The following is a 6,091-nucleotide window of genomic DNA, read 5'->3' on the forward strand; positions in this document are numbered from 1 at the left end:
GCTGCTTGGATTCTCCTGTACGCATTCCGCACACCGTCAGGAGGGCATCGATGTCCGTCACGCTTGCGCTCCAGATGCGACAGCATCTGGCACTCACGCCGAGGCTTCAGCAGTCGCTTCGCCTGCTGCAGTTGTCTTCGCTCGAATTCCAGCAGGAACTGCGGCAGGCGCTCGACTCGAATCCGTTTCTCGAAGATGGGCAGGGCGACGATGAAGCCGCCGACGCGCCCGAACCTGTGGCCGAAGCCGCACCGCCCGAACCGCCGCCCGAGCGCGAGGAAGTGCGTCCGCTGGATGGCGACGTGTCGTACACGGCTGCCCCGGCGCCGCGCGGCGCGGGCCGCCAGGCCGACGACGCGAGCGATTTGTCGCCCGGCGAATGGATGGCGGCCGAGCCGTCGCTGCACCAGCAGCTGCACGACGCGCTGCGCCTCTATCCGCTGAACGAGCGCGACCGCGAGGCCGCGCGCATCGTGATCGACGCGCTCGACGAGGACGGCTACCTGCGTCAGGAGCTGGCCGAGCTGCTGATCGCGGCCGATCCGGCGCGGCTGCTGTCGGAACAGGATCTCGCGGTCGCGCTGCGGCTCGTGCAGATGCTCGACCGCCCGGGCATCGCCGCGCGCTCGCTGTCCGAATGCCTGCTGCTGCAGCTCGACGCGATTCCGGCCGGCACGCCGGCGCTCGCGGAAGCGAAGGCGATCGCGCGCGACCATCTCGAACGGCTCGCGCGCCGCGAGACGGCGGAGATCCAGCGGCGCGTCGGCTGCAACCAGCCGACGATGCAGGCCGCGTGCGCGCTGGTGCGCGCGCTCGATCCGCGCCCCGGCAACCACTATGGCAGCACGCGCGGCGACTACGTGGTGCCGGACGTGATCGTGCGCCAGGTGCGCGACGAATGGATCGTGACGATCAACCCGGCCGTGCTGCCGCGCGCGCGGCTGCACGAGCGCTACGCGACGCTGTTCGCGCAGTCGAGCGGCGAGCGCGATTCGCCGCTCGGCCAGCAGTTGCAGGAAGCACGCTGGCTGATCCGCAACGTGCAGAAGCGCTTCGACACGATCCGGCGCGTCGGCGAATGCATCGTCGCGCGGCAGCGCGATTTCTTCCGCTACGGCGAGATCGCGATGAAGCCGCTCGTGCTGCGCGACATCGCGGAAGAACTCGACCTGCACGAATCGACGGTGTCGCGCGCGACCGGCAACAAGTACATGGCCACGCCGAACGGCACGTTCGAGTTCAAGCACTTCTTCCCGCGCAAGCTGGAAGCGGCCGGCAAGGGCGTGTGCTCGGCATCGGCCGCGAAGGTGCTGATCCGCGACATGATCGCGGCCGAGCGCCACACCGCTCCGCTGTCCGACGTCACGCTCGCGCAGAACCTCGCGGGCCGCGGCATCCTGCTTGCGCGTCGCACGGTGACCAAGTATCGCCAGGCGATGAAGATTCCGCCGGCCGACCTGCGCCGGCGCGACGCCGCATGAGGATACCGTCCGAACCCGCGCGCGGCCCGCGACTCGCGGTGCTCGCGCATGCCGCCGACAGGAGAAAAGCCATGCCGGCCGCCAGGTCAAGGGCGCAGCAGCGTGCCGGGGGCTGTCCTGTCGATCGCGCGTTGCGCGCGCCCTGACGCACCGGCCGGAGCCGGCACATCGCCACTGCACAGGAGCACATGATGCAATCGCCTTCCCGGATCGCTTTCGACGACACCGAGCTGGACCGCGATGCGGTCGATGGCGACGAGCCCGATACGATCGTCCATCTCGACGTCGCCAACGGCAGGATCACGTTTCATGCAGCGTGGTCGCTTGCGTCCGACGCGCCGCCCGGTGCCGCACGGCATTCGGTCGTGCTCGCGCTCGACTGCAACACGATGGAGCGCTACGCAGGCCTCGACGACGGTGCGCGCATGCGCGTGCACGCGATGCTGCACGAGACCGTGCAGGACATGCTCGATACGTTGCCCGACGTCGGCGAGGACCTGACGCTGACGGTCGAAGTGACCGACGCGATGCTCGATGCGGCGCGTCGCCTGCAGTGAACGCGGCGTCCCGGCGATCAGGTTGAAAACGTTGCAGCGAGCGTCGCACGGCTCGCGGTCAGATACTGCGGCACGCTGGCGACGGAGGAGAGGCGTATGCTGACCGCCCATGAACTTGCCGTGCTGCTCCTGGTGCATCGTGCATCGGAGCAGATCCAGGCCGACCGCGACGACGTCCGCGCGCTGGTCGAACAACGATTGATCGTGATGCGTCCGGATGCGTCGGGGCGCAGGCGCCCCGCGCTGACGGCCGACGGGCTGACGATCGTGCAGCGCGTTCAGCGGTACGGCGGGCGAGTCGTCGAGGACGTCGACGGGTGATGGGATCGTCCGGCGGGGGCCTGCGGCACGCGACTAGCGCGGCTCGCGGGGGCGTGACCCGACGTTCCGAACCGTGACGAGGGGCACGCGAATGGACGCGCTCGCGCTTGCACCGTGCCGCGTGACGGTGACGTAGTGACGTAGTGAGGGGGGCAGGCCGTGGCATCCCTCGCATCATTTCCATATTTCGAGTATTATCGAAATATGGAAACGAACCAGACCATCACCGCTCTGTCGGCCCTCGCGCACGAGTCGCGCCTCGCCGTCTTCCGTGCGCTCGTGCAGGCCGGGCCGTCGGGCTTGCCGGCCGGGCAGATCGCGACTTTGCTCGACGTGCCGCCGTCGTCGCTGTCATTTCATCTGAAGGAACTGGCCCATGCGCAGCTCGTCACGAGCCGCCAGGAAGGCCGTTTCGTGTTCTATTGCGCGAACTTCGCGACGATGAACGGGCTCATCGGCTACCTCACCGAGAATTGCTGCGGCGGCAATCCATGCTCGCCGGCCTCCGCTTGTTCGACTTCCTGCTCCGGCCAGACGTAAGCACGCGCCCGCCCATGACCACCAACGTCCTGATCCTCTGTACCCACAACTCCGCGCGCAGCGTGCTCGCGGAGGGGATGCTCAACCACTGGGCCGCGAAACTCGGCCGCGACGTGCGCGCCTACAGCGCCGGCAGCGCGCCGAGCGGCCGGCTCAATCCGTTCGCGCTGGATGCGCTGACGCGCGCGGGCGTCGACCTTGCCGGATACCGCAGCAAGAGCTGGGACGAATTCGTCGGCGCAGGCGCGCCGCACATGCGCGTCGTCATCACGGTATGCGACAGCGCGGCCGCGGAGGCGTGCCCGTACTGGCCCGGCAGCCCGGTGAAAGTGCACTGGGGCTACGCCGATCCGTCGAATGCCGACGGTGGCGACGCAGGCAGGCGGCTCGCGTTCGATCTGACGCGCGAGGCGATCGGCTACCGGATGCTGCAACTGCTCGCGCTGCCGCTCGATCGCATGAGCGACGCCGAACTGCAGGCGGCCTTGATCGCCATTTCGCAAAGCTGAGCGCTCGCGCGGCGGCGCGCGTGAACCGGTGTGCCGCGCTGCGTTTCCTGTCCCGAACGCCATGCCATGAATACGTCGAACGTCATCCCGCCTCGCCACACCGTCGCCAAGCCCGCGATCAATTTCTTCGAACGCTACCTGACGGTCTGGGTTGCGCTGTGCATCGTCGCCGGCATCGCGCTCGGCCAGGTGCTACCCGGCCTGTTCCAGCGGATCGGCCGCATCGCGTATGCGCAGGTCAACCTGCCGGTCGGGCTGCTGATCTGGGTGATGATCGTGCCGATGCTCGTGAAGGTCGACTTCGGCGCACTGCATGAAGTGCGCTGGCATGTGAAGGGGATCGGCGTCACGCTGGTCGTGAACTGGCTCGTCAAGCCGTTCTCGATGGCCTTGCTCGGCTGGCTGTTCATCCGCCAGCTGTTCGCGCCGATGCTGCCGGCGGACCAGCTCGACAGCTACATCGCCGGCCTGATCCTGCTGGCCGCCGCGCCATGCACGGCGATGGTGTTCGTGTGGAGCCGGCTGACCGGCGGCGATCCGCTGTTCACGCTGTCGCAGGTCGCGCTGAACGACAGCATCATGGTGATCGCGTTCGCGCCGCTGGTCGGCCTGCTGCTGGGGATGTCCGCGATTACCGTGCCGTGGGCGACGCTCCTGACGTCCGTTGTCCTCTATATCGTGATTCCGGTGATCCTCGCGCAAATCTGGCGCAAGCGGCTGCTCGCGCAAGGGCTGGCCGCGTTCGATGCCGCGATGGCGAAGATCGGCCCGTGGTCGATCGCCGCGCTGCTCGCGACGCTCGTGCTGCTGTTCGCGTTCCAGGGCGAGGCGATCCTGAAGCAGCCGCTGGTGATCGCACTGCTCGCGGTGCCGATCCTGATCCAGGTGTTCTTCAATGCGGCGCTCGCTTACTGGCTCAATCGCGCGGTGGGCGAGAAGCACGACGTCGCGTGCCCGTCCGCGCTGATCGGCGCATCCAATTTCTTCGAGCTTGCCGTCGCGGCCGCGATCAGCCTGTTCGGTTTCCATTCCGGCGCGGCGCTTGCCACCGTCGTCGGCGTGTTGATCGAAGTGCCGGCGATGCTGCTCGTGGTGCGCATCGTGAACCGGTCGAAGGGCTGGTACGAGCGCGTTTGAACCAACCCCGGAGTCCATTCATGACCGACCGACTGACCGACCTGCCGCAACTCGATCCCGAGCTGTTCCGTGTGCCGGACGCGAGCCGCTTGCGGCCGGCGTCGCCGTCCAGCCATCCGCCGCGTTTCCTGCTGCTGTACGGCTCGCTGCGCGAGCGTTCGTTCAGCCGCTTGCTGGTCGAGGAAGCCGAACGCCTGCTCACGGCGATGGGCGCCGAGGTGCGCGTCTTCAATCCGAGCGGCTTGCCGCTGCCGGACGATGCACCGGAGAGCCATCCGAAGGTCGTCGAACTGCGCGAACTCGCGCAGTGGTCCGAAGGGATGGTGTGGTGCTCGCCGGAACGCCATGGCGCGATGACCGGCATCATGAAGTCGCAGATCGACTGGATTCCGCTGTCGGTCGGCGCGGTGCGGCCGACGCAGGGCAAGACGCTCGCGGTGATGCAGGTCAGCGGCGGCTCGCAGTCGTTCAATGCGGTGAACCAGATGCGCGTGCTCGGGCGCTGGATGCGCATGCTGACGATCCCGAACCAGTCGTCGGTGGCGAAGGCGTTCATGGAATTCGACGAAGCGGGGCGGATGAAGCCGTCGGCTTACTACGATCGGGTCGTCGACGTGATGGAGGAACTGGTCAAGTTCACGCTGCTGACACGCGACGTCGGTCCCTATCTGGTCGATCGGTACAGCGAGCGGAAGGAAAGCGCGGAGGCATTGTCGAAGCGGGTGAATCAGCGCGGGATTTGAACTGTACGAGTGCCGTGGGTATCGGGCACGGCGTATGCGCATGGGGCCGACGGCGCGTGCGGCGATCATGCGGCGCGCATTTTTTGCATCGTCATTGCAGATAAGGACAGGGGGCTGGCATGCAACAACAGGACCAACAGGACGCCCAGGTTCGCGACCCGTATCGCGGCCACGAGATTCGCGTGTGGGCGCGGCGCAACGCGCGCGGCGCGTGGGGCGACGAGGTGCAGGTGTATGTCGACGGCACACGCATCGAGCAGGACGTGCCGGAACCGGCCGGCCCCGAATGGCCGACCGAGGACGAGGCGCTGCGCGCGGGCATCGAGCGCGGGCGCTATCTGGTCGACAAGCGGGTTGATGACGATTGACCGATTGACGTCGGCTTGACCGGCACGGCGCTTGCACGCGGGTTTCGTATTTGCATGACCGTATGCCGGCGCCGCGTCGGGGGAAGGGGGAAGGATGACCGATTCGCACATGCGCGATGTTTCCCGCTGCGGCCCTGCCATTTCGGAGCGTTGGGCGATGCGGGTCGGGCGGACGGTTCAGACAGTGCGAAAGCCGCGGCTTGCATGGCGAAGCCCCGTCGTCGTCCTGCCGCTGGCGGTCACATGTTCGGGTAATTCGGCCCGCCGCCGCCTTCCGGCGTCACCCACACGATGTTCTGCGTCGGGTCCTTGATGTCGCAGGTCTTGCAGTGCACGCAGTTCTGCGCGTTGATCACCAGGCGATCGCTGCCGTCGTCGTTCTTCACGAACTCGTACACGGCCGCCGGGCAGAAGCGCCCCTCCGGGCCCGCGTAG

The 6,091-nt window shown here is 67.5% G+C and carries 9 protein-coding genes; 8 read left to right on the forward strand and 1 reads right to left on the reverse strand.

What is annotated here, in order from left to right:
* Positions 1–50 precede the first annotated feature (50 nt).
* The 8 genes from U5771_RS19505 (at position 51) to U5771_RS19540 (ending at position 5,656) form a co-directional block, all read left to right on the forward strand.
* The gene (locus U5771_RS19505; protein ID WP_322025488.1) at positions 51–1,481 is read left to right on the forward strand and encodes an RNA polymerase factor sigma-54; all 1,431 of its coding nucleotides are present in this window, start codon (positions 51–53) and stop codon (positions 1,479–1,481) included.
* A gap of 191 nt (positions 1,482–1,672) precedes the next feature.
* Entirely contained in the window at positions 1,673–2,038 is a 366-nt protein-coding gene (locus U5771_RS19510) for a hypothetical protein (protein ID WP_322025489.1), read from the forward strand.
* Between the two features lie 96 nt (positions 2,039–2,134).
* The gene (locus U5771_RS19515; RefSeq protein WP_322025490.1) at positions 2,135–2,359 is read left to right on the forward strand and encodes a hypothetical protein; all 225 of its coding nucleotides are present in this window, start codon (positions 2,135–2,137) and stop codon (positions 2,357–2,359) included.
* Between the two features lie 204 nt (positions 2,360–2,563).
* Positions 2,564–2,899, forward strand: a complete 336-nt coding sequence (locus U5771_RS19520) for a metalloregulator ArsR/SmtB family transcription factor (RefSeq protein ID WP_322025491.1) — start codon at positions 2,564–2,566, stop codon at positions 2,897–2,899.
* Between the two features lie 14 nt (positions 2,900–2,913).
* Positions 2,914–3,408, forward strand: a complete 495-nt coding sequence (locus U5771_RS19525; RefSeq protein ID WP_322025492.1) for an arsenate reductase ArsC — start codon at positions 2,914–2,916, stop codon at positions 3,406–3,408.
* A gap of 66 nt (positions 3,409–3,474) precedes the next feature.
* Positions 3,475–4,545 (forward strand): ACR3 family arsenite efflux transporter, encoded by a 1,071-nt coding sequence (gene arsB, locus U5771_RS19530; protein WP_322025493.1) that lies wholly within the window; start codon positions 3,475–3,477, stop codon positions 4,543–4,545.
* A gap of 20 nt (positions 4,546–4,565) precedes the next feature.
* On the forward strand, positions 4,566–5,288 hold the full coding sequence (gene arsH / locus U5771_RS19535) for an arsenical resistance protein ArsH (RefSeq protein ID WP_322025494.1): 723 nt from the start codon (positions 4,566–4,568) through the stop codon (positions 5,286–5,288).
* Between the two features lie 119 nt (positions 5,289–5,407).
* On the forward strand, positions 5,408–5,656 hold the full coding sequence (locus tag U5771_RS19540) for a DUF6566 family protein (RefSeq protein WP_322025495.1): 249 nt from the start codon (positions 5,408–5,410) through the stop codon (positions 5,654–5,656).
* 239 nt (positions 5,657–5,895) lie between these two features.
* On the opposite strand, the gene U5771_RS19545 is transcribed toward U5771_RS19540, so the two are convergent.
* Positions 5,896–6,091, reverse strand: a 196-nt coding sequence (locus U5771_RS19545) for a 4Fe-4S dicluster domain-containing protein (RefSeq protein ID WP_322025496.1), incomplete at its 5' end; no start/stop codon positions are given.

Origin of the sequence: Burkholderia sp. BCC1977 (genome assembly GCF_905339595.1) — a bacterium.
Lineage (GTDB): Bacteria > Pseudomonadota > Gammaproteobacteria > Burkholderiales > Burkholderiaceae > Burkholderia.

Coding starts and splice junctions, on each gene's coding strand:
- U5771_RS19505 (WP_322025488.1), top strand. CDS start 51: ATGTCCGTCACGCTTGCGCTCCAGATGCGACAGCATCTGGCACTCACG.
- arsB (WP_322025493.1), top strand. CDS start 3,475: ATGAATACGTCGAACGTCATCCCGCCTCGCCACACCGTCGCCAAGCCC.
- U5771_RS19540 (WP_322025495.1), top strand. CDS start 5,408: ATGCAACAACAGGACCAACAGGACGCCCAGGTTCGCGACCCGTATCGC.
- U5771_RS19525 (WP_322025492.1), top strand. CDS start 2,914: ATGACCACCAACGTCCTGATCCTCTGTACCCACAACTCCGCGCGCAGC.
- arsH (WP_322025494.1), top strand. CDS start 4,566: ATGACCGACCGACTGACCGACCTGCCGCAACTCGATCCCGAGCTGTTC.
- U5771_RS19520 (WP_322025491.1), top strand. CDS start 2,564: ATGGAAACGAACCAGACCATCACCGCTCTGTCGGCCCTCGCGCACGAG.
- U5771_RS19510 (WP_322025489.1), top strand. CDS start 1,673: ATGCAATCGCCTTCCCGGATCGCTTTCGACGACACCGAGCTGGACCGC.
- U5771_RS19515 (WP_322025490.1), top strand. CDS start 2,135: ATGCTGACCGCCCATGAACTTGCCGTGCTGCTCCTGGTGCATCGTGCA.